19 protein-coding genes and 8 tRNA genes are annotated in these 23,367 nt (G+C 35.0%); 1 reads left to right on the top strand and 26 read right to left on the bottom strand.

Going from position 1 to position 23,367, the window contains the following annotated elements:
• Nucleotides 1-44: 44 nt before the first annotated feature.
• The 3 genes from CN288_RS08460 to CN288_RS08470 form a co-directional block, all read right to left on the bottom strand.
• Nucleotides 45-875 (bottom strand): ankyrin repeat domain-containing protein, encoded by an 831-nt coding sequence (locus tag CN288_RS08460; protein WP_098302118.1) that lies wholly within the window; start codon nt 873-875, stop codon nt 45-47.
• On the bottom strand, nt 848-1,792 hold the full coding sequence (locus CN288_RS08465) for an alpha/beta hydrolase family protein (protein WP_098302119.1): 945 nt from the start codon (nt 1,790-1,792) through the stop codon (nt 848-850). Before CN288_RS08465 ends, CN288_RS08460 begins: the two co-directional genes overlap by 28 nt.
• Before the next feature lie 181 nt (nt 1,793-1,973).
• Entirely contained in the window at nt 1,974-2,228 is a 255-nt protein-coding gene (locus CN288_RS08470) for a hypothetical protein (protein WP_090693041.1), read from the bottom strand.
• A 249-nt stretch (nt 2,229-2,477) separates the two neighbouring features.
• On the opposite strand from CN288_RS08470, the gene CN288_RS08475 reads away from it, so the two are divergent.
• Nucleotides 2,478-3,272 (top strand): EcsC family protein, encoded by a 795-nt coding sequence (locus CN288_RS08475; protein WP_026593975.1) that lies wholly within the window; start codon nt 2,478-2,480, stop codon nt 3,270-3,272.
• 148 nt (nt 3,273-3,420) lie between these two features.
• On the opposite strand, the gene CN288_RS08480 is transcribed toward CN288_RS08475, so the two are convergent.
• The 23 genes from CN288_RS08480 to CN288_RS08605 form a co-directional block, all read right to left on the bottom strand.
• A complete protein-coding gene (locus CN288_RS08480; RefSeq protein ID WP_026593976.1) occupies nt 3,421-3,690 on the bottom strand; it encodes a hypothetical protein in 270 nt (89 codons plus the stop codon).
• A gap of 206 nt (nt 3,691-3,896) precedes the next feature.
• On the bottom strand, nt 3,897-4,208 hold the full coding sequence (locus tag CN288_RS08485) for a heavy metal-binding domain-containing protein (RefSeq protein WP_000587631.1): 312 nt from the start codon (nt 4,206-4,208) through the stop codon (nt 3,897-3,899).
• A 304-nt stretch (nt 4,209-4,512) separates the two neighbouring features.
• Nucleotides 4,513-6,816 (bottom strand): binary toxin-like calcium binding domain-containing protein, encoded by a 2,304-nt coding sequence (locus tag CN288_RS08490; RefSeq protein WP_026593977.1) that lies wholly within the window; start codon nt 6,814-6,816, stop codon nt 4,513-4,515.
• A gap of 120 nt (nt 6,817-6,936) precedes the next feature.
• Nucleotides 6,937-7,995 carry a sensor histidine kinase gene (locus CN288_RS08500; RefSeq protein WP_026593978.1) on the bottom strand — a complete coding sequence of 353 codons (1,059 nt, stop codon included), beginning with the start codon at nt 7,993-7,995 and terminating at the stop codon, nt 6,937-6,939.
• Complete coding sequence (locus tag CN288_RS08505) at nt 7,992-8,705, bottom strand: response regulator transcription factor (RefSeq protein WP_026593979.1); 714 nt, start codon at nt 8,703-8,705, stop codon at nt 7,992-7,994. Before CN288_RS08505 ends, CN288_RS08500 begins: the two co-directional genes overlap by 4 nt.
• A 560-nt stretch (nt 8,706-9,265) precedes the next feature.
• Nucleotides 9,266-10,825, bottom strand: a complete 1,560-nt coding sequence (locus CN288_RS08510; protein WP_026593980.1) for a flotillin family protein — start codon at nt 10,823-10,825, stop codon at nt 9,266-9,268.
• A 12-nt stretch (nt 10,826-10,837) separates the two neighbouring features.
• Nucleotides 10,838-11,386, bottom strand: a complete 549-nt coding sequence (locus CN288_RS08515; RefSeq protein ID WP_026593981.1) for an NfeD family protein — start codon at nt 11,384-11,386, stop codon at nt 10,838-10,840.
• A 286-nt stretch (nt 11,387-11,672) separates the two neighbouring features.
• Nucleotides 11,673-12,848 carry a sporulation protein YhbH gene (gene yhbH, locus CN288_RS08520; protein WP_090693055.1) on the bottom strand — a complete coding sequence of 392 codons (1,176 nt, stop codon included), beginning with the start codon at nt 12,846-12,848 and terminating at the stop codon, nt 11,673-11,675.
• 676 nt (nt 12,849-13,524) lie between these two features.
• Nucleotides 13,525-15,420 (bottom strand): PrkA family serine protein kinase, encoded by a 1,896-nt coding sequence (locus tag CN288_RS08530; RefSeq protein WP_090693059.1) that lies wholly within the window; start codon nt 15,418-15,420, stop codon nt 13,525-13,527.
• 396 nt (nt 15,421-15,816) lie between these two features.
• Nucleotides 15,817-16,305, bottom strand: a complete 489-nt coding sequence (trmL, locus tag CN288_RS08540) for a tRNA (uridine(34)/cytosine(34)/5-carboxymethylaminomethyluridine(34)-2'-O)-methyltransferase TrmL (RefSeq protein ID WP_098302120.1) — start codon at nt 16,303-16,305, stop codon at nt 15,817-15,819.
• 58 nt (nt 16,306-16,363) lie between these two features.
• Complete coding sequence (locus tag CN288_RS08545; RefSeq protein ID WP_026593985.1) at nt 16,364-17,251, bottom strand: amidase domain-containing protein; 888 nt, start codon at nt 17,249-17,251, stop codon at nt 16,364-16,366.
• Nucleotides 17,252-17,298: 47 nt separating this feature from the next.
• Nucleotides 17,299-18,441 carry a tRNA epoxyqueuosine(34) reductase QueG gene (queG, locus tag CN288_RS08550; RefSeq protein WP_098302121.1) on the bottom strand — a complete coding sequence of 381 codons (1,143 nt, stop codon included), beginning with the start codon at nt 18,439-18,441 and terminating at the stop codon, nt 17,299-17,301.
• Between the two features lie 208 nt (nt 18,442-18,649).
• A tRNA-Gly gene (locus CN288_RS08555) sits at nt 18,650-18,723 on the bottom strand.
• 114 nt (nt 18,724-18,837) lie between these two features.
• A complete protein-coding gene (locus CN288_RS08560) occupies nt 18,838-19,491 on the bottom strand; it encodes a DsbA family protein (RefSeq protein WP_141527939.1) in 654 nt (217 codons plus the stop codon).
• A 190-nt stretch (nt 19,492-19,681) separates the two neighbouring features.
• Nucleotides 19,682-20,458, bottom strand: coding sequence for a transglycosylase domain-containing protein (locus tag CN288_RS08565; RefSeq protein WP_090693072.1), 777 nt, complete (start codon nt 20,456-20,458; stop codon nt 19,682-19,684).
• A 784-nt stretch (nt 20,459-21,242) separates the two neighbouring features.
• Entirely contained in the window at nt 21,243-21,962 is a 720-nt protein-coding gene (locus CN288_RS08570; RefSeq protein WP_017149848.1) for a YebC/PmpR family DNA-binding transcriptional regulator, read from the bottom strand.
• A gap of 699 nt (nt 21,963-22,661) precedes the next feature.
• Nucleotides 22,662-22,743 (bottom strand) — tRNA-Leu (locus CN288_RS08575).
• A gap of 10 nt (nt 22,744-22,753) precedes the next feature.
• Nucleotides 22,754-22,824: transfer RNA gene (locus tag CN288_RS08580), tRNA-Cys, on the bottom strand.
• A gap of 10 nt (nt 22,825-22,834) precedes the next feature.
• Nucleotides 22,835-22,909: transfer RNA gene (locus CN288_RS08585), tRNA-Gly, on the bottom strand.
• Between the two features lie 5 nt (nt 22,910-22,914).
• A tRNA-Gln gene (locus CN288_RS08590) sits at nt 22,915-22,989 on the bottom strand.
• Nucleotides 22,990-23,102: 113 nt separating this feature from the next.
• Nucleotides 23,103-23,178 (bottom strand) — tRNA-His (locus tag CN288_RS08595).
• 15 nt (nt 23,179-23,193) lie between these two features.
• A tRNA-Trp gene (locus CN288_RS08600) sits at nt 23,194-23,267 on the bottom strand.
• 14 nt (nt 23,268-23,281) lie between these two features.
• Nucleotides 23,282-23,365: transfer RNA gene (locus CN288_RS08605), tRNA-Tyr, on the bottom strand.
• Nucleotides 23,366-23,367 lie beyond the last annotated feature (2 nt).

Genomic DNA, 23,367 nt, shown 5'->3' on the forward strand with positions numbered 1-23,367 from the left:
AACAGAGATAAGATTCTATCTTATCTCTGTTTCCATATCTTACATTATTCAGTAGATTGTTTGATAATTTCATTTGCTCCTGCTACTCTTAGCATATTTGCTATTTCTTTAAATCCTCGATTCTCCGCATGCTGCAAAGGAGTAATTCCTTCTCGATCTGGCATATTTACATCTGCACCACGATCAATAAGTAACTGTACAATTTGTTTATGGTTTTCACTGCCATTCCCAACAGCAATCGCTTTGAGCAATGCCGTCCAACCAAAGTCATTCTTATAATTCACATCGATATCTGTACGATCTACTAGCTCTTTTACAACTTCCACATGCCCTCTTTCAGCCGCTGAAATGAGCGCTGTTCCACCATGACGATTTGTTTGTCTAATATTCGTTCCTGCATCAATTGTTAGTTTCACAATATCAACATAACCCTCTTTGCTCGCATAAAGGAATGGATTTTCTTTATTTTTATCTGGCAATTCAATATTTGCACCTGCATCAATCAATGCTTTCACTGTCTCAACATGATTATGATACGTCGCTGCCATTACAGGTGTTTCTCCTTTATCTCCTGATATATTTATATTAGCCCCATCTTTTATTAATTTCATAGCTGTTTCTGTATCACCAATTGTTGCAGAAAGTAACAATTGCCTATCCATTAAATTCATACCCTTTTTCTCTTTGTTCTCTTCTTCCTCTGTATGCGTCTTCTCTTGTTTTTTTTCATTTTTTACTTGAACCGGTTTAGATTCAGCCTCTTCTTGCTTCTCACAAGCTACTATCATGGTGAAAAGCCCTAACAACATAAATAATAAAAACTTTTGTTTCCTCACAACTACATCTCCTATGAAAGATAATGTTTTTTTAACCATCCCTTCATCACATGTAACAACTCTTCTTCAATAGATTTATCCATAAGCCCCTTATATTCCTTCATTAATCGAATCATTGTATGCTTATGTTCATAATTTCTTAAAATATGATTCATGTGCGGAATGATATGCCACTCTGCTTCCCCATTAACATATGAAGCAATTAGTTTAGCATGCTCAGGTGGCACTTGTATATCACTGTCTCCCGTAATTGCTAAAACAGGACATGATACTTGTTCTAAATATGTAACTACATTATATTGTAACTGTTCTCGTAGCCATTTTGCATTCACTTTTATACCTTTTATCCATATTACAGATTTTGTTGAATCTTGCACCTTTTTCATAAGCACTTCATTTTTCTTCTTCATCCGCTCTGGAATCTTCAACATTCTAGATAACCATCCAATAGACCCTGATGTAGTTGTTAACTCGTTAGCAACTTTCTCTATTTGTCTTTCAAACAAAGATTTAGATGGTTCTGCTGCACCAGCAAGTAATATTAATCCTGCAACTGATTCTCTTGCGTAGACAGCTGGTGCAAGTAAAGCACCCTCACTATGTCCTGCAATAATAACACGTTTTGGATCTATTTGCGGGTGATCCTTTAAAAACCTAATCCATAAAACAGCATCATCAATAAAGTCTGTTACCCCGGATTTATAATAATCCCCCTTACTTTTATGAGTACCACGCTTATCATAACGAAGCACCGCAAATCCTAGAGAGGTAAAATAATCCGCTAACCCTCTATATAAGTTTAACTGCAAACGACCTGTATTTCCATCACGATCTCCGGTTCCATTACCACCAATTATTAAAATAGCTGGATACGATTCAGAATAATATGTAGGGAGTGTTAATGTTCCTTGAAGTGTATACGCACATTCCATCGTCACAAACAGTTCTTTCCCCATGTTTATTCTCTCCTCACTGTTTTCCAAGAATAATATATAGTTAAAAGCGCTCTTCTTTCCTAATATATCCTATGCCCATATTATCAAAAATGAGAACAAGTATATAATACAGATGTTTATATTATATATGAAGAACTATTACTAATGAAAAAGATGTGTAGCAATTTCTACACATCTTTTTTCATTCACAGCCAGTAATTAATAAATCATCTTCTAACTTAAGTAACAATGTATCCGTATCAATTTCCTGACCAATCTCTATATTTATAGATCGTATATGACCACTAATTCCTACTGCTACTTTCTCCAGTATTCCATCATTTTTTCGAATTGTCATTAGTTGTTCCCATTCATATACGTAAGATGATTCATCAACGAAAATCTCTTCTACTCTTCCTTTATATGAACTATAAATTTCTTCAATCATCGCTTTCATTCAAAATCTACTCCCTACTTCACGCTTCTCTATTTTTCTCATCTATTCTATCACTCATGTAATAAACTCATTATGTTTTTAAAAATTCAAAATTAAATTCATAAATAAAATGACAATTATGCGTTTAATAACATTATTTCTCTAATTATTTACCATATTCCACCCTAATCCAAACTCCTAATTTTATTTATTATTCAAAAAATATCCAGTAAAATAAAAAGATACGGTTATAAGAAAGTAGGGTAAAAAATGGAGTCACAGGAACTTTTATTAAAAGAAATCGCAATGATTGAAAAATGGGAGAGAAACCAGGAAGACCTTTGGTTCTTTGAAAAGTGGGGGAAAATTCCGTTTGCTATTCTTGATAAACTAACTCCAAAATTCATTCATAAAAAAATTAATATTTTACTAGATGAACTCATTCAATATCTCAATTCTGGAAGTAAATATTTAATTCATCCACAAACAACAATAAAGAAATTTGAAAATGCAGCTTCTTTAACAGATGTTCAAAAATTCTCTTTACATGAGATGGATACAATCGTTGATAAAATTATCGAAAATAGAAAATCTGTCGCAACAGCCCAAGGAGCCACAACTGGATTTGGCGGTATTTTTACTCTAGCAATTGATATTCCGGCAGTTTTAAGTATGTCACTAAATATTTTGCAAGAAATTGCAATTTGCTACGGGTATAATCCCGAAGATATTCAAGAGAGGTTATTTATCGTAAAATGCTTACAATTCTCTTCATCTGATATTGTAGGAAAACAAACAATCCTTCATGAATTAAAACATTTTGATGGCCGCGCCAATCATGACGACAGTGTGTCACAAATTAAATCATGGCGAGAAGTGTTTACTGTGTATCGTGACAATTATGGTTGGAAAAAGTTATTTCAGATGATTCCTGTTGCTGGCATGATTTTTGGAGCCTACTTAAACCGAAAAACAATTGAAGAAATTGCAGAAGTAGGGAAAATGCTTTATAAGAAAAGAAGGATACTGGATAGACTAGAAGAAATAAAATACACTTCTAAATAGTGTCTAAAAAGGTGGGCTGGTGCAAAATAAAAGAGAATATACCACATATATTTCTAGCACCAGAATCCCCCAAAATTATCAAGGGCTTTTTCTACGTTTTTTCCCATTTAGAGAAAGTAACTCTATTTAAATATAATCAAAATAGAAATCACATCGTTCCCCGTATCAGCAAAATAAAAGGAATTAAGAATACTAACACATTTAATACTATCCCAATCTTTGCTCCATTATTTTTATCTACTGTATAAGAAAATATAGCTAAAATAAATCCAATAGGACAAAGAAATAAAGGTAAAACAAGGGAAATCCCATGAAATACAGTTAAAATAATTTCATTTATAAAGTTAACTATGAGTAAGATCAATAAAACTGGTATTGAAATCGATATAATTGTAGTTACCCCACTTTTTCCCAACAACACATTCTCCTTTTTATGATGAATTGAACATCTTCTTCTGCTAAAAAATATATCATAATTGAAAATATTAATGGTACAAAAAACACTACAGTAACTTAAAGAAAATAAGATATTATTTCCCTTTAAGTGTTTCACCTTTCTCATTTTACAAAAAAGGAAAAGCACCTTACTCTTAACAAGGTGCTTTAGCCATTATACTTTTTATTTTATACACGTACAGCTGTGCCACTTACAGCAACCATTAACATTCCATCACGAACGACCTCATAGTCTACATCAATACCAACAATTGCATTTGCACCTTTTTGCTTCGCAAGAGTTTTCATCTCTTCCATTGCAATATCACGAGCTTCTTTTAATTTACTTTCATATGCACCCGAACGGCCACCGACAACGTCACGAACAGAAGCAAATAGATCACGTACGATATTTGCACCCATAATCGCTTCACCGTTTACAATATCGATATACTCAATAATTTCTTTTCCTTGAATCGTTGAAGTTGTTGTTATAATCATCACTGACACTCTCCTATAATATCTACAAATTTACTGGTATTTCTTATACCTTTATTATCACATTGAAATAATAAATGAACCATCTAATAACCTTACATAAAGATGACAGTTTTGTAAGATTTCACTTATTAGAATTTTACGGACAGTAGTACTTCTACTCTTTGTTCTTAGGCAGTAGTATTACTGCCCGCGTAAATAACAAGATAAACTTAACCTTTATTGATTGTTACCGCACGTAGCTTTCAAATATGCATAGGTCGCTAAGTCTTCTAAAACCAGACTTCCAGCCTTATAATCTCTTACTTTACTTAATACTTTCTAATTCCCATTTATGGTTATTACCTGGTGAAGTTGTATGCTCAGGTTTTAAAATAAACTCACTACCTGCTACAAGTGGGGCGCTACCATTATCTGCAACACTACTTAGCCAATTATTTTGTCTAAATGTGATATAAGTAGAATCAGATTTTAGATAGAAGCTATTCTGATTAGGAAGCTTGTCTAATTTAATAGAAGATCTATTGTTTTCAGTATCTAACCAGTTATAATCATAACCATTTCCAATATTTAAATACTGATAACCACTATAACTACTGCTAGTAAACTTAAGGAACACTTCTTCATCTTTTTTGAATGGTTGTCCTGGTTTAGGCTGTCCTTTTCTTTCTATCATTACTGGTGTTGCTTGAATGTCTGCCCCATGTATTGCTTTTTGTATAGGACCGAGTCTCAATCTATCCCAATTCGACTGAGGTGAAAAGTGTACATATCGCCCACTAATTGTTTGGTCTAAACCAATGTGCCAATTCTCCTGTACCCCTTCACGTATGTTAACATTCGTCTTCAAATAGTACTGTTTTCCTTCTAGAATAGGTTCTCCGGAATTATCTACTACTAATTTATCGATAGCCTCTAGATAGCTTTTATTTGAAACAAGGGGCACAGAAACTTCAGTTTTATTATCTTGGACATCATTGAGTTCAAACTTAACTGTTGTTTCTCCAAGAGCTCTTTTGTTTACTGCTAAGTCTACAGGTTCATTCTCTTTAGATTCATACACATTTGAATTCTTATTTCGAACTAACTTTACCTTTTGTTGCTCACCTTCTTTATTTCTAACCGTAACAAAGATTTCTTCACTTATATTAAATAAACCTGGTATAACCGATGCATAAATCTTTTTCTTGCTATAATCATAACTGCTATATGATAGAGTTGGTCGTAGTGCGCGGTTATCAAAGAAACCAAGGTTCTTACCTCGTTCTAAAAGAGTCCGATTTGGACCATAACGAACTAGATTTTTGTTTAACTGACCATTCACTACAGCGTTTACTGACCAAACATAACTATCTATCCCGCTATGTTTAAAAAATTCGTCCAGTGAAAGATTATGATCAACGCTAGCAGGTTTTGTTTTATCATTTTTTGGCGTATACACTCTAAATTTTGGTATAGAACCCAAATTTGTTTCTACTAATGTAGTAGAAGCATTTACATTAGACGCAAAATGCGCCCAATCTCCTAAATTTTCAAATTTTCCATCTTTCATTGTATACACATTCATCGTACTAGTAGGCAATACTTCAATAGAAAGAGGTGCCCCTTGTTCTACTGCTTTTAATTCATCCAGTGTTAGGGAAATTTTCACATCGGCTTGACCTTCTACACTGTCCATTAGAATTTCAGTTTTATTGTTCCCTCCTTTTTCTGTAGTTAACAAGTTTGCTTTATAACGGTCTTGTGTTGCCTTTACAGTATTGATAATTTTATTTCCTAATCGAATGTTAAAGTGAGGTGAAACATCTCCAGCAGATGCTGTACCCGTATTTTTATATTCTAGATGAAAGCGCACATTTGCTGCTTTAGCTGAATCAACAGTGGTTGCTGTTGACCAATCAAAACTATTAGAGATACTTTCTGTTTCCGTTTTTGTATTAGAATAACCATACCCCACATTTAACGATCCTTTTCCTGAAGGTACAGGACCCGCTGCTGATCCCTCAGCACCAGCTTCACCAGCTAAACCTATATTAAAAGAATGTTGTACCGATAAACTTTTTTCCCAAGTCTTAGTACGTGATTCACCATTTGAATCTGTAATACTAGCAACTGGAGTAATATCGATGCGTTTTACAGCAATTTGTAGATTTGGTACATTCGCAATCATAGGATTGAAATCTACATCAGAATCACTGCCATAATGCTCCACTTCATAGCTGTCTGTAAAAGGGTCTCCATCTGAGTTTGCACTCCTAGGATTTGTTATAAATCTCTTTTCACCAAAGTCTTGCTGTTGATCCCATAGTTGGGCTTCATTTTTTCCTGTCTTTTTATTAAATACAATTTTAAATCCTTTTTCTTCTACATCATTAGGAATGCCATCATTATCCCAGTCATTATTTTCCTGAGGCTCTTCCATAATTATGATTCCTTTTTTTTCAGAACCATCATAGATAATATTTTGCCCTTCCTTCATATTTTTATCTTCTTTAAAAGTTTCCACTTTTCCGCCTTGTTCAGGTGTTGTTTCAGCTAAAGTAGGGGATGCTAAAGTCAGCGCCATCGTTACACCACTTAATACCCCAAGTGTTGGTTTTAATTTCTTCATCGTCATTTTTCTCCTTGTTTTCTAGATGAGTTCGAACATCTACTAGTAAGATTAACTTCATCATAGCCAACAAAGCTTTCATTTCTCTCTCATAAATGTTACAAAAGTCTTTCAACCGTCTTATTTCTTTTCTGATATAACAGGGAGAGTAAACCAAAATTCACATCCCTGTCTTCCATCTGGACGATCCTGAACACCAATTTCCCCATTGTGCATTTCAACTAGCGATTTTGCAATGGCGAGCCCAAGTCCAGATCCTCCAGATTGTGAACTTCTTGATGGGTCTGTTCTGAAAAAACGATCAAATATACGTAATTGGTCATCGGAAGAAATCCCTTCTCCTTCATCACGCAGAGTGAATTTGACTTGCTGTTTCTGTTTATTTTCCTCTACAATTAACTCAATTGTTCCAAACGTAGGAGAATGCCGAATCGCATTTTGTAACAAATTCCCTATAACTCGTGCTATTTTACATGGCATAATCCAAAGTCGTGGCAATGTATCCGCAACTTGCAATTGCAACTGAATATCTTTTTCCTCTAGTAAAATTGAATGTGAATCTAGTACTTTTAATAGAATGCTATCTACATGTGTTAAATTTGGCTGAAATGCTTCTTGTCCAAGTTCTAACTTAGAAAGATCGAACAAATTATTAATTAATCCACTTAATCTTTGTATTTCGTTTAGAATTGTCGTTAAGTACTGCATTTTCATGTTAGGTTCCTCAATTAAACCATCCTGTAACGCTTCTATCATCAATTGTATACTAGCTATAGGAGTTCGTAAGTCATGGGAAATATTCGCAATTAACTCTGTACGTGCTTTCTCCCCTTTTTCTAACTTAGTAAAGCTTTCTTCTAATTTTTTAGCCATTTGTTGAAAAGCTGTCGCTAATTCCTTAAATTCTTCTGGTTCTTTTCCTATTATGTACATCGTTCCAAATTGCCTATCACTAAACTGTTGGGTTAATGCAATCAAATTTTGAATAGATCTCATAATAGGACGTGTCATTAACCAGTAAATAATCGTTGAAACAATCATTGCTACAATCACAATTCCTATTAATAATTTTGTTTGTTCCGGTCTAAGTAACATTCGCCTTTCACTGTACCAAATAAAAATTAACATGATACTTGTACTTAATAGATTCATCAATAACAATTGATTACGTAATTTCATGCTTGACTTCCTTCCTCTGGCTCAAAGCGATAACCAATGCCCCAAACTGTATGAATCCAACGGCTCTTTGTTGTATGCTTCTCTAATTTTTCACGTAAGCGACTCATTAACACAGTAACTGCATTTGTACATCCTTCATACTCAAAACCCCAAATTTGTTCAAGAAGTTGGGAACGGGAAAATACTTGTTTTGGATGTTTTGCCATTAGATAAAGTACCTCAAATTCTTTCACAGTTAGCTCGATTTCATGTTCACAAACAAATACACGCCTTTTTGTTGGACAAATCTTCAAATCTAAAAACTCTATCATTTCCGATACCGGTTCTTGTGTTTGTGGTGTTACATAATTTCCTCTTCTTAATATAATTTGTACCCTTAATACTAATTCACGAGGTGAAAACGGCTTTGTCACATAATCATCCGCACCCATTGTTAATCCTAAAATTCGATCTCTTTCCTCTCCCCTAGCTGTTAACATAATAATAGGGATATTAGAGTATTGGCGAATTTCCTCACATAATTCCCAACCATCTTTTTTCGGCATCATCAAATCTAAAATAATTAAATCTGGTTGATATTGCTGAAATACATCCCAACCTTCCGTTCCATTTACAGCGGTGTATACTTCATATCCTTCTCTTTCCAAGTACCGTTTACATATGTCTCGGATATTATCTTCATCTTCTATGATTACAATTCTCTTTTTCATACATTAAATCTCCTTAGTTACTTATAAAAACTGCGATAACAACACACTAAATAAAATTATACTTTTACAAAATAGTGCTGATATAATTAGCCTTCCTAAGTTATTTCTTGCTTCTTATCAACTTTAAAGAATGTTAAAAATAAAAATGGGTTACAAAATATTTTTTATATGACCATAAAAATGTTTGAGTTACTCTATACACAACAGTTCATCCTATTTGTAATCTCACTTGAAATAAGCTTGTTTAGTAAAAGGTAGTAATCTTTCCATACTTGTATATCTCTGCTTTCAATTTCCTCATCTTTCTAATCCTCCTAATGTTCTTGCAGCAAGTTATGTAACGAATTATAATTAAATATATTTTAATGTAGTTTAACACATAATCATTTCTCCATTAATCTGTATTTACTTTATTCAAATTAAATTTAACTAATTGAAGGAATTCATCCATCAATTGTTTTCACTGATATCATCGAATATAATTCCGCTAGAAATATATGTAGTATATTCTCTTTGCATTAGATCCTAAAAAGGCCCCTAATGCTAGGGGCCTTCCGCTTTTATTTTTCAGTTTTCTCGTTTTCTTCCACTACTTGCACAACAGGCTTCTCACTTACCGCTTGCTGCACAGTACCTTTTCCAGCAAAGCTTTCTAATAGTTCTTTTAAGTCAATACCAGAAGAAGCTTTTAATGTTTCTTGCATCGTTGCCATTAGATCCGTTGCGTATCCTGCCACTTTTCCAGCGCCGCTGTTTTTTCCACCGCCGCCTGTATCAACAACAGTAATTTTATCAATATTGCTAAGTGGGCTTGCAACTTCTTTCGCATAGCTTGGAAGCATTTTAAGAACCATATCCATAATTGCTGCTTGCCCATATAATTCAAATGCTTCCGCAATTTTTTGTTTTGCTTCTGCTTCTGCTAAACCTTTTAACCTAATAACATCCGCTTCCGCTGTACCTTGCGCTTTTTGAACTTCTGCCTTTGCTTGCCCTTGTGCCTTTTCAATTTCAGCTTTTGCTAAACCTTCTACACGTACTTCTTCCGCACGTGCCTTTGCTTCTGCCTCAATCTTATATTGATCTGCATCTGCTTTTTTCATTTGTTTTACTTTTTCGGCTTCCGCTGATTGTTCAACTGCATAACGATCTGCATCTGCTTTTTTCTTTACTTCCGCATCATATTGTTTTTCACGACGCGCAATTTCTTTTTCTTCTAATTCAATTTGTTTTTCACGCTCAATAATTTTAACTCGCATTTGTTCTTCTGTAACGCCTTGTTGTGCTTTCGCCTGCTGTAATTCATACGAAAGGTCCGCATCAGCACGAGCTTGCTCTTGCTCTCTCTTATACGATTGTACTTTTAATTCTTTATGCTTTTCAGCCTCAGCAATTTGTGCATCACGTTGATATTCAGCTTCTTTTGCTTCTTTTTCTGCACGAGCTTTTTCAATACGTGCTTCTTTTTCGCGCTCCGCATTCGCAATTGTTGCATCACGTTTCACTGTTGCGATTTGCGGTTGACCTAAAGCATCTAAATAACCATTTTTATCCATGATTTCTTTAATCGTAAAGGAGACAATACGAAGTCCCATTTTCTTTAAATCTGTCGAAGCAACTTCATGTACTTTTTGTGCAAATTGCTCTCTATTGCTATAAGCATCCTCCACTGTCATTGAAGATAAAATAGCACGTAAATGACCTTCTAACACTTCTTTCGCTTCAATCTTTAACTCTTCTGTTTCTTTTCCTAAATATTGCTCAGCCGCTGTCGATACTTCTTCAATTGTTGAGCCTACTTTAATAATAGAAACACCATTTACTGTAACTGGTACCCCTTGTTTTGTATACGTATCACGTGTTCCAACCTCTAATTTGTAGTTTAATAAACTAAGAGGTTCTGCTCGTTGCATAATCGGTACGACAAAAGTACCTCCACCACGAATAATTTTAATTTTCTTTCCATCATCTGTTGTAACAACGTTCTTTCCGCCTCCAAGCCAGTTCCCGGTGACAATCAATGCTTCATCTGGACCAACTGTACGGTATTTTGTAATAAACACCAAAATAAGTAAAAGTAAAATTGCGAGTAGTACACCACCGATAATTAATGGAATCATTCATATTCCCCCTTATAACTTTGGTTTTTTTAAAGAATAAGCGATGTTTTTTACAAGCAAAACACCATCTTGAACTTCCTCAACCATGACCTCTGTTCCTTGTAAAATATCTTTCTTTCCAATTGACTTAGCTGGTATCGCATTGCTTCCAAATTGTGAAGAGACTAATACTTCTCCAAATCCTTCCTTTGGTATTGTAATAATCACTTCTCCCTTGCAACCAACAAATTCATCCATACGTTGCACTGTATTTTGTTCAGCTTCTGCAATTGGTTTTAAAATCAATATCTTCATTAGAAAAACACCAATAAAGGATATACCAAAAGAGAGACTAAAAATAACAATACTATTCAAAGAAAATAAGTACTCACCTATATAACTAAACCCACAAAGCATTGCAAGGAAACTGAGTAGCAACGTTACAATGGATATAGATCCTCCTCCGAAGCTAAATATGGATTCAAATATATCTCCAAAAAAGATATAAATAACAGTAAGTATAGTAGTAATAATAAATCCATATAAATAAATTATTTCAAGTGGATAACCAAACAATGTCATGCCTTATCCTCCTTTCACCATTGCTTCTCTCTTTCTTATATGTATGCCTCACCTCTTTCAAAAATTATATTTCGTAATTTTCAGTTATTTCATCTTAAAAGAAAAACCTGTACGACAGGCTGCTTAAAAAAGAACAGGAGGAGCCTATGGTGACAGGCTCCTCCTAGAAAATAACCGTTATATTATATATCTATATAATATACTATTTTACATAAAAAGTAAAGTTATATATATATTTCTATTTCACCCAAATCTTATTTACAATAAAAACCCCTTAAAAAAGGGGCTACGCCATTTTCTCACCTGATTCTTCTCTAAAAAAGCTCTTCATCGCATGGAATACATCAGCTTTCTGTTTTAAAATGTAGTACCTGAAATTCTCATCTTTAATATTTTTATAAGCTGACATAAGTGTACTGTGACGATTATACTGATTTACTTCCCCATACCCAAACATATTACATACCTTCATCAATTCTTGCACAAGCTTCACACAACGAGCATTATCTGATGTTAAGTTATCTCCATCTGAAAAATGAAATGGATAAATATTATAGCGATCCGGTGAATACTTCCCATCTATAAGCTCAAGTGCTTTTTTATAAACAGAGGAACAGATTGTTCCACCACTTTCTCCTTTTGAAAAAAACTCTTCTTCTGTCACGACCTTCGCTTCTGTATGGTGAGCAATAAATTCTATATCTACTGTTTCATACTTTGTACGTAAAAATCTTGTCATCCAAAAGAAAAAGCTACGTGCCATATACTTCTCCCAAATCCCCATAGATCCACTTGTATCCATCATTGCTAATACAACCGCTTTTGAATCTGGCTTCAACACTTCATTCCACGTCCGAAACTTCAAATCTTCTTGACGAATCGGATGAAAAGCAGGCTTGCCATTCATGGCATTTCGTTTATAAGCTGATATCATCGTCCGTTTTTTATCAATATTTCCCCATAATCCTGTTTTTCTAATGTCATTAAATTCAATATGTTCAATACGATTTTCATCCATTTCTTTCCGCTTTAAGTTAGGTAGCTCCAGCTCTTTAAAAAATGCTTGCTCTAATTCTAAAATAGATACTTCTGCCTCATAATAATCTTCTCCAGCTGCATCTCCTGCGCCTTGCCCTTTTCCTGGTCCCTTTTGCTTTTGGCCACTTGATCCATCTTTTGCAACTACATCGCCAACTTTACTATTACCAGTTCCTTGCCCAACATGTTTATTCTTATCATAGTTATATCTAATTTTATATTCATCTAAAGACCGAATTGGTATTTTAACAACGTCCCTACCATTAGACATAACGATACTTTCTTCTGTCACAAGGTCTGGTAAGTTATTCTTAATTGCCTCTTGCACCTTTTCTTGATGGCGTTGTTGATCGTCATGTCCTTTGCGATGGAGGGACCAGTTTTCCTGTGAAATTGTATAATTTGGTTGATTTTCTTCGCCCATCCTTTTCCCTCCTTACTGTAATTTCCCTTATTTTCTCTAATAAACAGTAATATACGGATTTGAGGTTATGATCTAGCAACAAAAGTAGTTACAAAAGATCTGTTCATTAGAATTTACTTTTTCCAGAATCATAAGGCACCATAGTTTGTTTACATATTCCCCCGAACTTCCTTAACAAGACTTTAACATCCATTTTAAATTGAAATTTCTTTATCTGATAAGAAAGAAACACAATTCATTGTTGCACACTTCTTCACTCTGCAACATATTGTATTGTGTTGGCTTTTTCTGTATGAATGGTTGGTTACTCTATCATATGCATATTGTAAAAATAATTGACAATAAATTCATAAAATTGCGCCTTAATTTATTATGTTTGGACAAGCCTCTAGGAAACATTCACGATATAAATACAGATTGAAATACCGACCCAAAACCTAATTTTTAGTAGGAAGAGAGCATCCTGCCGAGCGTAGTAGCGGTCGGTTCCTTCTTTGCCCCATTCCATATAAAAACAAAGGAACGAAATGAGTGTTGACTTTCTTTTGTTTGCATAGCCGCAATTTAGATATTGGAAAATCAAAATGGATTTATATAGTGGGGGTTTATCACTTCAATCAGATAGATACAAAAACGCTGCCTCTGGTTTCATAAGAGACAGCGTTTTATTATCAAACTATCGATTCAACAAGCTACCTACATAGCGAAGCAATTCATTCGCTGATGAAGAATTATAGCCATGTTCATCGATTAGGCGTGCTACAACATCATTAATTTTCTTCAGCTGATTTTCGTCTGGTGTTTTAGTCGATGTTGTAATTTTCACAACATCTTTCAGATCAGCAAATAATTTTTTCTGGATTGCTTCGCGAAGACGCTCATGTGAGTTGTAATCAAAACGTTTCCCTTTACGTGCATACGCAGAAATGCGGATTAAAATTTCTTCTCGGAATGCTTTCTTCGCATTTTCTGAAATGCCAATTTGTTCTTCAATAGAACGCATAAGCTTTTCATCTGGACTCATTTCTTCGCCTGTTAATGGATCCCGTAATTTTGATTTATTGCAATATGCTTCAACGTTATCTAAGTAATTATCCATAAGCGTCTTAGCTGATTCTTCATACGAATACACGAATGCCTTTTGGACTTCTTTCTTAGCAATCTCATCGTACTCTTTCCGTGCTAATGAAATAAAATTCATATAGCGTTCACGGTCTTCGTTGCTAATAGATGGATGCTGATCTAACCCGTCTTTTAACGAGCGCAATACATCCAGTGCATTAATCGATGGTACTTCTTTTCTAATAATAGTAGAGGAAATACGGTTAATAACATAACGTGGATCAATACCACTCATACCTTCATCCTGATATTCACGTTGTAACTCTTCTACATCAATTGCATTATAACCTTCGACCATTTCTCCATCATATAAACGCATCTTTTTAATTAAATCAATATCTGGGCGCTTCGGATCCTTCAAACGTGTTAAAATCGTAAACATTGCTGCGACGCGAAGTGTATGCGGCGCAATGTGCACATTTGAAACATCACTTTCATAAATCATCTTTTCATAAATATGTTCTTCTTCACTAGCTCGTAAATTATACGGAACCGGCATCACAATAATTCTTGAATGTAAGGCCTCATTTTTCTTATTAGAAATAAAAGAGCGATACTCTGTTTCATTCGTATGGGCTACAATTAATTCATCCGCTGAAATAAGTGCAAATCTCCCCGCTTTGAAATTCCCCTCTTGTGTAAGTGATAATAGATGCCATAAAAATTTCTCATCACATTTTAACATCTCTTGAAATTCCATCATGCCACGGTTTGCTTTATTCAGCTCTCCGTCAAAGCGATATGCACGCGGATCTGACTCTGAACCATATTCTGCAATTGTTGAAAAGTCAATACTTCCTGTTAAGTCCGCAATATCCTGTGATTTTGGGTCTGAGGGACTGAATGTACCAATTCCTGTCCGGCGATCTTCAGAGAAGAAAATCCTTTCTACAACTACATCTTCAATTCTTCCACCATATTCTTTTTCTAAACGCATTACATTTAATGGTGACAAGTTCCCTTCAATTCTTACACCATACTCATCGTAAAAATCGTCACGTAAATGATGTGGTATTAGGTGAAGAGGATCTTCATGCATCGGGCAACCTTTTATCGCAAAAACGGCTCCGCGATCTGTACGCGAGTATGTCTCTAATCCTCGTTTTAACATAGTAACTAACGTTGATTTACCACCACTAACTGGCCCCATTAATAATAAAATCCGTTTTCTAACATCTAAACGTTTCGCAGACGGATGAAAATATTCTTCTACAAGACGCTCTAATGCATCTTCTAATCCAAATAGCTGATTGCTAAAAAAGTTATATTTTCTTCTACCTTCTACTTCCTCAATACCAGCATCTTTAATCATATTGTAAATGCGAGAGTGTGCAGTTTGAGCCACCCATGGTCTTTCCTTAACAAGCTCCAAATACTCCGCAAACGTACCTTCCCATTGTAAACGTTCTTCTGCTTCTCGATGTTGTTCAATTTTCTTTAGAATATCCATTATAGCTCCTCCCCCATCTCCTTGTTCAATCGGATTATTATAAAAGGTATGCGAGGATGTCCTTAAACATTCTTTAAATCAAACTGAAATCTTCTACAAACATTATAAATTTCATTCCAAAGTTAAAAGAAAATTCGGTATAATGAATTTATCAGGGAACTTCTCCCTCATTTTCACCAATATCTCTTCTTTACTTCCACAGAATCTACATAAACTCCCGACCAAATTAGCTAAAATATGAAGAAGGAGGATTCATATGAAATTATTATTAATTTTAGGTGTATCACTTACATTTCTTACTGCAATTTTCACTTCAGGTTATAATGATAAACCTGGTACAAACAAAAAGTGATGAGCCTAGGCTCATCACTTTTTGTTCTCTATCACATACAACTTTTAATATACAATTTCCAAATCTAAACCTGGAAAATTTTGTTGACGAAATGCTTCATAAATTAAAATTGCTGCTGTATTGGATAAATTTAAAGAACGCACTTTGTCAGTCATTGGAATGCGTAAACAATGATCGAAGTTTTCTTCGATTACGTTTGCTGGTAATCCGTTTGTTTCTCTTCCAAATACAAAATAATAATCCTTCTCAGGCTTACTATAATCAAACGCTGTATGTGCTTTTTCGCCATACTTTGTTAAATAAAAGAATTCACCGTCACTATTTTTTTCATAAAATTCTTCAATCGAATCATAATACGTAATTTTTACGTACTGCCAATAATCTAGGCCCGCACGTTTTAACATTTTATCATCCGTTGAAAATCCTAATGGCCTAATTAAATGTAATTCTGTCCCAGTAGCTGCACAAGTACGTGCAATATTCCCTGTATTTGCTGGAATCTCTGGTTGATATAAAACAACATGTACTCCCACGTGATATTCACCTCAATCTTTTGTCTACTACGTATTATACCACTTGACTGAAAAATCTCTACCCATTAATAATATGAAAAAATTTATATTTCATTTGTGGCGTATATTTACTGGAATCTTCATAATTCCAATACCGCCTGCGACTATTAGCAGAGTGGGCATTTACAAGTGGCATGCCGTCTGCATCTTTGGCTACAACTATTGTTGTGTGATTCCATCTACCATCATCTTCAAAATCATAGACAATTATATCACCAAGTAAAAGTTCTTCTGGTTTTTCTACCGCTTTAGCCCGAAGTCCTGTTGTAGCCCCCGATAAATACCAATAAAATGAATGAGCAACAGCCCAGCTCCAGCTCCATTGATTCTCCCTTTGCCACCATCCTTTACGAATGTTAGGATACCCAGTCATTGGTGTTTCACCAGCATGTAAACACTGTGAGATAAAATTCGTACAATTATCAGGAAAGTTACGATACAATGGATTCCGATCATCCCACCAACGCTCTGCATATTTGACAGCTTCTAATCGATTATATTGATTAGAAGCATAATTTCCTTTCGTTATCTCACGCTCTAATGTTTCGCCTTGAACTTTCACTTCTTTTGCCTCTATATCTTTATCTTCTACAATACGCCCATCTTTCAGATAAATACGCCGTTCTAATTGTTCTTCTTCCATATAAAATAATTCATGGTGATGAACTAAATATTTCAAATGAACTTGATAATCTACTTCTTGATATTGCTCACTATTCAATTGTCTTATAAAAGATACATCTGCTGTTGCTTTTACAATTTCAGCATCACGGTTTTGAAACAAATTTCTTTTTCGCTGTAGTACCTGTAGTAAATCAGCCGGAATCTTATCAACACTTGCACGTTTATTTGTAATATACGCTAAAAATTGTTGCATCTGTTGTTCAATCTGTTTCTTTACCAACATAGGCCTCTCCCTCCCATATTACACAATATGAAAAAAAGAGGTATTATCTACTGTTTTTTCTCAGCTAACATTTCAAGACCACGATTCATCTCATGAATAACTTCTTCATCCTTCTCACGTCCCATCGCCTTTTCAATTGCTACTTTTGTATCTTCACCACCAATTTTCCCTAAAGCCCATGCTGCTGTCCCTCGAATTACAGGTCTTGGATCATCTTTCATAACACCAATTAAATCAGGAATTGCTGTGGTTTCTTTAAAATGAGCAAGAGCTAAAATCGCATTTCGTTGCAATGGTTTTTTTCCGCGCCATGATCCAGACATAATGCCATATTTTTCTTTGAAATCTCGATTACTTATCGTTAATAATGGCGTTAACAGTGGTTTAACAAGCTCTGGATCCGGCTCCATCTCTGGATGGTTATGAAAATCCATCCCTTTGTTCTTTGGGCAAACCGTTTGGCATGTATCACAACCGTAAATACGATTTCCAATTTTATCCCGATATTCTTCTGGAAGAAACCCTTTTGTTTGCGTTAAAAAGGCAATACATTTTTTAGAATCTAATTGTCCACCTTGTACAAGTGCACCAGTTGGACAAATATCAATACACTTTGTACAGCTTCCGCACTGATCTTCTATTGGTTTATCCGGTGGAAACGGTACATTCGTAATCATTTCACCTAAATACACATAGGAGCCAAATTCTGGCGTAATAATGGAACAGTTTTTACCACTCCACCCAATACCAGCACGCTCTGAAACCGCACGATCGCTCAATTCTCCCGTATCAACCATTGATTTCACTTCTATATCTGGGAGCCTCTCGATTAAATACGCCTCTAATTTTTGCAGGCGATCTCGTAAAACAAGATGATAATCTTGTCCCCAAGAAGCACGGCAAAAAATACCACGTCGTTCTCCTCGTTTACTTAACGGTGCATTTTTCAACTTTGATGGATATGCTAATGCAATTGCAATAATTGATTTTGCTCCTGGTAATAATAACTGTGGATTTGTTCTTTTTTCAATATCAGGCTCTTCAAAACCAGACTGATAATTTAATTGTTGCTGCTGAATTAAACGCTGTTTTAATTCTTCAAATGGTGAGGCACTCGTAAAGCCTATTTTATCTATTCCAATTGTTTTACTATACGCTATTACATCTTGTTTTAATTGCTCAAAATCCATGCTTGGCCTCCTTCTACGATGAATACATATCCTCATCAAACAAGTAATCACCTACTGATGGTTAGCAATTCACTTCGTCATCATAGTTCTTAATTCTATTTTCGTATAAAATCTTCATTTCCAAACATTAAAAAACGCAATGCCCCGTTTATCTTAGAAACGAAACACTGCGTTGATCACAATTTATTATGAGATATAAAATGAAATTTGGAGCGGGTGAAGAGAATCGAACTCTCGACCAGAGCTTGGAAGGCTCTTGTTTTACCACTAAACTACACCCGCAAATATGAAAAAATATAATTTATCTGAATAACTTATGTAAAGTAGTATAGCACGTCCCAAAAGCCTAAGCAAGAATTTTATCGAAAAAAGTCGAAAAAGTGATGAGTATACTCATCACTTTTTCAATTCCTTATCAATTGCCTTTTTTATACTGTCATAATCTGGATTCGTAAGATTTCCATTTACATATACTGAAGGCGCACCTTGTACTTTCAGTTTTTGTGCACGGTCTGAATCTTTGCGTACTTTCTCTTGAATTTCTTTGCTATGTAAATCTTTTTTAAACTGATCTACATTAACTTTCGGAAGTTTTTCCTTCACTATATTAAGAAGTAGTTCTTCTGTAATCCATTTTTCAGTATCTTTCTTCTGACTTTGATAAATTTCATCATAGAATGTCCAGAAGGATTCTGGGTCCTGTTTATAAATTGCCTCACCAGCAGCAGCACCTAAATCAGAATCTTTTCCGATAAATGGGAAGTTAATGAAATAAAACTGTACTTTATCTTTATTAATATACTCTTCCTTTAAACGAGGTAATACAGTCGCATCCCAAGTCCGACAAGCTGGGCATTTAAAGTCTCCAAATTCTACAACCTTAACAGGAGCATCTTTCTTCCCTAAAGATTGCTGGGTAGAATAAGCAAACATCTCATCCCCTTTATCTTTTTTATCATTTATGATACTGTACGCAATTGTCCCGATTACAATCAATACTGCGATAGAAAAAACTATACCAAGAGCCATGATTTTATTTGATGATTTCATATACATTCCTCTTTAAATTTATATTCTGTATACATTGTTGTACACATTACACATAATATCAATACTTATACAGGTCGTGCAATGAACACGCTCACATAATTTCCAAAAACATAACAAATGTGTCAATATTGTGTCTCCTCTTTGGCTATTCTATTCAAAAAAGCGAAGTTCTCTCTATGGAACTTCACTTTTAGCTTACTGCCTTATTACGGGCTACTTTTTGCAACGAATGCTTCGTTGCAATATCATGACGAATTACTAATTTTTCACCAATTGCTTGCATATATTCAGCATGGCTAATGTATCCCTCTCGTTCCATTAATTTCAAAACGACATTTCGTCTTTCTACTGCTTTATCATAATTCTGAGCAGGAGAATAATAAGCAGGAGCTTTCACAACAGCGGCCATCGTTGCACTCTCACTCAATGTTAATTGATTTATTCTTTTACCAAAGTATAGCTGGGATGCTTTTTCAATCCCCCACGCACCTTCTCCATAATAAATATTGCTTACATATAATTTTAAAATTTCCTCTTTAGTAAATGTACGCTCAATTTTTTTTGTATAAAAAATCTCTTTCCATTTACGAGAAAATGTACGTTCATTGGATAAAAAGGCATTTTTGGAAAGCTGTTGTGTAATTGTACTTCCGCCCTGTACAATACCACCAGCTTTTATATTTTCAATAGAAGCTCGAACAATTGCTATATAGTCTAGACCATTATGGTGATAAAACCTTTTATCTTCTGTCGCAATAAATGCCTGAGCCAGAGATTCTGGCATCTCTAATTTAGCGGGTACATGTAGCTTACTAATATCACTTCGTTCAATCATTACATTTCCAATTAACAATAATGTACAACTAAGTAGTAATAATAAAATAATAGCTTTATAAAGAAATTTTGAAATTGGATTGAATGAAACCTTTTGATGATAGTTAACCCTAGATAGTACTCGTTCTTTCATCGTTCACACCTCTTTTCTTTGCAGCTTATAATAACCCTTATATTAAGAATACTGTTTCTTAATGCAATCACCAATTGATTTCTCTTACACTTACCTTACAATGTTGTAAGCTATAAAATACATATTCTATCAGAAAAAGTAGCAAGCTTCTATATACATCCCAATTAAAAAACGACATAATACCTTCTTTTTAGTTTGGAGAGAGAATCCGGCCATATATAGAAGCAGCCAGTACTTTTTAGCTCTATGGCACTTGAAAATAAAGGGGAAAAGAGCGGATGTTCCTTTTTATTTTCATGGCCGCGGCTTATATGTCATAAAATCAAAATGGATATAATATATTCAGATGAATTGCTTTAAAATCACATATCCATCCTTCTTCTATTATATCACCTGGCAAGTTTTTAGTTTTAGTCGGTCCCTTGCTAACCTTTTTTCTACAGTATTTCTAAAAAAATGAATATAATACTCCACTTTGAACAATATAAATATAACACCAAACAAACGTTCTTACAATCAATATGACCATGCATACTTTTTACTCTACTATCTTATCTAGTCTTACCGATTAAACAACATACTAGACGTTTTTAATTCCACAATATATTTTAAAAAGGACAAATGATTTGATAACCCCTCAAATCATTTGTCCTTCTTAAATTAATAATAACTGAAATAACCTATAATCTTCCTATCAAATCATAAAGATCTATTCTCCATGTCTCATATGGAATAAAAAAAGAGACTCTCTGCTCTAAATAACAAAAGGTCTCTTTTTCATATATTATTCCCCTAAATCTACATTGTGGTAGACTTGTTGAACATCTTCTAAATCTTCCAATGCATCAATCATTTTTTCAAATTGTACTTGTGCATCTTCTGAAAGTGTTACATCACTTTGTGCAAGCATTGTTAGTTCAGCAACTGTGAATTCTGTAATACCAGCATCCTTAAGCGCTGCTTGTACCGCATGGAACTGATCAGGCTCAGCATAAACGATAACTGCCTCTTCTTCTTCTAAAATATCACGTGCATCTACGTCTGCTTCCATTAAAATTTCAAGCACTTCATCTGCAGTTTTTCCTTCAAGTCCAATAACAGCTGTCGCATCAAACATATATGCTACAGATCCATTTACACCCATATTACCACTGTTTTTACTAAACGCAGCACGTACATCTGCTGCAGTACGATTCACGTTATTTGTAAGTGTATCTACAATTACCATAGATCCGTTTGGTCCAAATCCTTCATAACGAAGTTCGTCATAATTTTCTTCTGAACCACCTTTTGCTTTTTCAATTGCACGGTCAATAATTGTTTTTGGCACACTGTACGTTTTTGCACGCTCAAGTACAACTTTTAAAGCTTGGTTTGATTCTGGATCTGGCTCACCTTGTTTTGCTGCTACATAAATCTCACGTCCAAATTTAGCGTATACGCGACTTGTATTTGCATCTTTTGATGCTTTTTTGTCTTTAATATTATTCCATTTACGACCCATTCTGTTCCACTCTCTTTCACGTTTAAATCTACATAAAAAATATTAATATGAAATATAATGTTTATTCAACACTTTTTCAAAATAAATACAAAAAGTTCATTATCGACTCACATTATTGACATAATATACATCGATATAATTTAGTTCATTCCCAAATTATATTATACCTTAATTCTATAATTCATTACGAGTTTAACACTCAAATAACATGATTTTACAGTGTAATGTTGTTTAGCACAAAAGTCATTTTTCAATTATACTGCTCACGAATAACAGGATAAAGTGAAACTTTAATCAGTGGGGGGCTTCATCCCCCGCTGATTATTAGCCCTCACCAATCGGGCTTTTACGGGCAATTTATCTCCCACCTAACTTCTTAAAGAAAAGTGGAAGTGGCTCTCGTCCAGAATGTGAGGAGGATGGAGCTTCTGACGTAGAGGTGTTTTTTGCCTCGCAGGAAGAAGCGAAAACATCGAACATTCTAGCCACTGGAACTGGACAATACTTTCGCTGAGTTTTGAGGTGGGAGTATTACTGCCCGCAAATAGCGGGATAAAAATTCCACCTATATATTACGCTCCCTTATAATTGCTCACGTACACGATTCGATGCACACGCTCTCCTATTATTTTGCTATGCTAAAAAATCCAAAAAAAAGACTTTAACATTTCTGTTAAAGTCTTTTTTCACGTTATTTGATACCGATGGTCGGGGTCGAACCGACACTCCCGAAGGAACACGATTTTGAGTCGTGCGCGTCTGCCAATTCCGCCACATCGGCATAATAAGAAAGGCGGCAACCGGATTCGAACCGGTGGTAAAGGTTTTGCAGACCTCTGCCTTACCACTTGGCTATGCCGCCATATTAAATTTGGAGCGGAAGACGGGATTCGAACCCGCGACCCCAACCTTGGCAAGGTTGTATTCTACCACTGAACTACTTCCGCAAAAATGGCTGGGCTAGCTGGATTCGAACCAGCGCATGACGGAGTCAAAGTCCGTTGCCTTACCGCTTGGCTATAGCCCATCGAATTACTAATACACTATATGTTTACAATTCTTATTTTATTACAATTAATATTTAAGTAAGACATTAAATATCCTATCATAGTTAAATTAATTTGTAAATTTTTAAAAAAATGGGGCGACTGATGGGAATCGAACCCACGAATGCCGGAGCCACAATCCGGTGCGTTAACCACTTCGCCACAACCGCCATGTTGTATTTATTTGGCAGGGGTAGTAGGAATTGAACCCACACCGGAGGTTTTGGAGACCTCTGTTCTACCTTTAAACTATACCCCTATATAAAATGTAAATGGTGGAGGGGGGCAGATTCGAACTGCCGAACCCGAAGGAGCGGATTTACAGTCCGCCGCGTTTAGCCACTTCGCTACCCCTCCGA

The sequence above is a fragment of the Bacillus sp. AFS023182 genome (genome assembly GCF_002560575.1).
In the GTDB taxonomy this organism is placed as follows: Bacteria; Bacillota; Bacilli; order Bacillales; family Bacillaceae_G; genus Bacillus_A; species Bacillus_A arachidis.

Bases quoted from the DNA above. Each gene is read 5' to 3' on its own strand.
- CN288_RS08490 (WP_026593977.1), bottom strand. From the start codon at position 6,816: ATGAAGAAATTAAAACCAACACTTGGGGTATTAAGTGGTGTAACGATG.
- queG (WP_098302121.1), bottom strand. From the start codon at position 18,441: ATGGATTTTGAGCAATTAAAACAAGATGTAATAGCGTATAGTAAAACA.
- CN288_RS08510 (WP_026593980.1), bottom strand. From the start codon at position 10,825: ATGATTCCATTAATTATCGGTGGTGTACTACTCGCAATTTTACTTTTA.
- CN288_RS08460 (WP_098302118.1), bottom strand. From the start codon at position 875: ATGGTTAAAAAAACATTATCTTTCATAGGAGATGTAGTTGTGAGGAAA.
- CN288_RS08475 (WP_026593975.1), top strand. From the start codon at position 2,478: ATGGAGTCACAGGAACTTTTATTAAAAGAAATCGCAATGATTGAAAAA.
- CN288_RS08465 (WP_098302119.1), bottom strand. From the start codon at position 1,792: ATGGGGAAAGAACTGTTTGTGACGATGGAATGTGCGTATACACTTCAA.
- CN288_RS08565 (WP_090693072.1), bottom strand. From the start codon at position 20,458: ATGAAAGAACGAGTACTATCTAGGGTTAACTATCATCAAAAGGTTTCA.
- CN288_RS08570 (WP_017149848.1), bottom strand. From the start codon at position 21,962: ATGGGTCGTAAATGGAATAATATTAAAGACAAAAAAGCATCAAAAGAT.
- CN288_RS08560 (WP_141527939.1), bottom strand. From the start codon at position 19,491: ATGAAATCATCAAATAAAATCATGGCTCTTGGTATAGTTTTTTCTATC.
- CN288_RS08485 (WP_000587631.1), bottom strand. From the start codon at position 4,208: ATGATTATAACAACAACTTCAACGATTCAAGGAAAAGAAATTATTGAG.
- CN288_RS08470 (WP_090693041.1), bottom strand. From the start codon at position 2,228: ATGAAAGCGATGATTGAAGAAATTTATAGTTCATATAAAGGAAGAGTA.
- CN288_RS08515 (WP_026593981.1), bottom strand. From the start codon at position 11,386: ATGACATTGTTTGGTTATCCACTTGAAATAATTTATTTATATGGATTT.
- CN288_RS08505 (WP_026593979.1), bottom strand. From the start codon at position 8,705: ATGAAAAAGAGAATTGTAATCATAGAAGATGAAGATAATATCCGAGAC.
- CN288_RS08530 (WP_090693059.1), bottom strand. From the start codon at position 15,420: ATGGATATTCTAAAGAAAATTGAACAACATCGAGAAGCAGAAGAACGT.
- CN288_RS08500 (WP_026593978.1), bottom strand. From the start codon at position 7,995: ATGAAATTACGTAATCAATTGTTATTGATGAATCTATTAAGTACAAGT.
- yhbH (WP_090693055.1), bottom strand. From the start codon at position 12,848: ATGGGCGAAGAAAATCAACCAAATTATACAATTTCACAGGAAAACTGG.
- CN288_RS08545 (WP_026593985.1), bottom strand. From the start codon at position 17,251: ATGTTGGTAAAGAAACAGATTGAACAACAGATGCAACAATTTTTAGCG.